Source organism: Labilibaculum manganireducens (genome assembly GCF_002843385.1).
Taxonomy (GTDB): Bacteria; Bacteroidota; Bacteroidia; order Bacteroidales; family Marinifilaceae; genus Labilibaculum; species Labilibaculum manganireducens.
The window spans coordinates 1-2,519 of sequence record NZ_MVDE01000071.1; the positions used below are offsets into that span (position 1 = coordinate 1).

Consider the following 2,519-nt stretch of genomic DNA (forward strand, 5'->3'; position numbering starts at 1 on the left):
TCCATTTTTGAGATCAACGCATCAAGCGGCGCAATCACCGTAACCGATAACTCAGGTATAGATTATGAAACAACAACCTCATACACATACACCGTAACAGTTTCCGACGGAACCAACACTTCAGCCGCAGAAACGATAACAATCAATATCACAGATATAAATGATGTCACTCCAGTTGTAACAGCCTCCCAGAGTTTTAGCATTGCAGAAAATATTGCAAACTCAGGAGCCGTAGGAACAGTACTTGCAACAGACGGCGATGCAGGAACATCTTTCTCATCCTGGACAGAAACCGGAGGAACCGGCGCATCCATTTTTGAGATCAATGCCTCCAGCGGCGCAATCACTGTAACCGATAACTCGGGAATAGATTATGAAACAACAACCTCATACACATACACCGTAACAGTTTCCGACGGAACCAACACATCAGCATCCGAGACAATTACAATCAATATCACAGATGTCAATGATGTAGCTCCGATAGTGACAGCTTCACAAACATTTACTATTGATGAAGATGCTTCAAATACAACATCAGTAGGAACCGTTTTGGCCACCGACGGAGATGCAACAGCCACGGTTTTTAGCAGCTGGACAATTACAGCAGGCAATACAAACAGTGTATTTGCCATCAACTCATCAACAGGTGAAATTACAGTTAATGATGCGAATGAACTGGATTACGAATCAATCACAAGTTACAGCTTGAGCATCACAGTTTCAGATGGAGTTAACACTTCAGCAGGAGAAACAGTAACAGTTGATGTGAACGCAATAAACGACAACACTCCAGTTGTAACAGCCTCTCAGAGTTTTAGCATTGCAGAAAATATTGCAAACTCAGGAGCCGTAGGAACAGTACTTGCAACAGACGGCGATGCAGGAACATCTTTCTCATCCTGGACAGAAACAGGAGGAACCGGCGCATCCATCTTTGAGATCAACGCATCAAGCGGCGCAATCACTGTAACCGATAACTCGGGAATAGATTATGAAACAACAACCTCATACACATACACCGTAACAGTTTCCGACGGAACCAACACTTCAACAGCAGAGACGATAACAATCAATATCACAGATATAAATGATGTCACTCCAGTTGTAACAGCCTCCCAGAGTTTTAGCATTGCAGAAAATATTGCAAACTCAGGAGCCGTAGGAACAGTACTTGCAACAGACGGCGATGCAGGAACATCTTTCTCATCCTGGACAGAAACCGGAGGAACCGGCGCATCCATCTTTGAGATCAATGCCTCCAGCGGCGCAATCACCGTAACCGATAACTCAGGTATAGATTATGAAACAACAACCTCATACACATACACCGTAACAGTTTCCGACGGCATAAACACTTCAGCATCCGAGACAATTACAATCAATATCACAGATGTCAATGATGTAGCCCCGATAGTGACAGCTTCACAAACATTTACTATTGATGAAGATGCTTCAAATGCAACATCAGTAGGAACCGTTTTGGTCACCGACGGAGATGCAACAGCCTCGGTTTTTAGCAGTTGGACAATTACAGCAGGCAATACAAACAGTGTATTTGCCATGAACTCATCAACAGGTGAAATTACAGTTAATGATGCGAATGAACTGGATTACGAATCAATCACAAGTTACAGCTTGAGCATCACAGTTTCAGATGGAGTTAACACTTCAGCAGCAGAAACAGTAACAGTTGATGTGAACGCAATAAACGACAACACTCCAGTTGTAACAGCCTCCCAGAGTTTTAGCATTGCGGAAAATATAGCAAACTCAGGAGCCGTAGGAACAGTACTTGCAACAGACGGCGATGCAGGAACATCTTTCTCATCCTGGGCAGAAACCGGAGGAACCGGCGCATCCATCTTTGAGATCAACGCATCCAGCGGAGCAATCACCGTAACCGATAACTCAGGTATAGATTATGAAACAACAACCTCATACACATACACCGTAACAGTTTCCGACGGAACCAACACTTCAGCCGCAGAAACGATAACAATCAATATCACAGATATAAATGATGTCACTCCAGTTGTAACAGCCTCACAGAGTTTTGATATTGCAGAAAATATTGCAAACTCAGGAGCCGTAGGAACAGTACTTGCAACAGACGGCGATGCAGGAACATCTTTCTCATCCTGGACAGAAACAGGAGGAACCGGCGCATCCATTTTTGAGATCAATGCCTCCAGCGGCGCAATCACCGTAACCGATAACTCAGGTATAGATTATGAAACAACAACCTCATACACATACACCGTAACTGTTTCCGACGGAACCAACACTTCAGCCGCAGAGACGATAACAATCAATATCACAGATGTCAATGATGTAGCTCCGATAGTGACAGCTTCACAAACATTTACTATTGATGAAGATGCTTCAAATACAACATCAGTAGGAACCGTTTTGGCCACCGACGGAGATGCAACAGCCACGGTCTTTAGCAGCTGGACAATTACAGCAGGCAATACAAACAGTGTATTTGCCATCAACTCATCAACAGGTGAAATTAC

1 protein-coding gene is annotated in these 2,519 nt (G+C 43.8%); it reads left to right on the plus strand.

All coding sequences use genetic code 11. The features are described from left to right. Positions 1-2,519: beta strand repeat-containing protein (locus tag BZG01_RS21160; protein ID WP_101311827.1), on the plus strand; the 2,519-nt coding region annotated here is incomplete at both ends.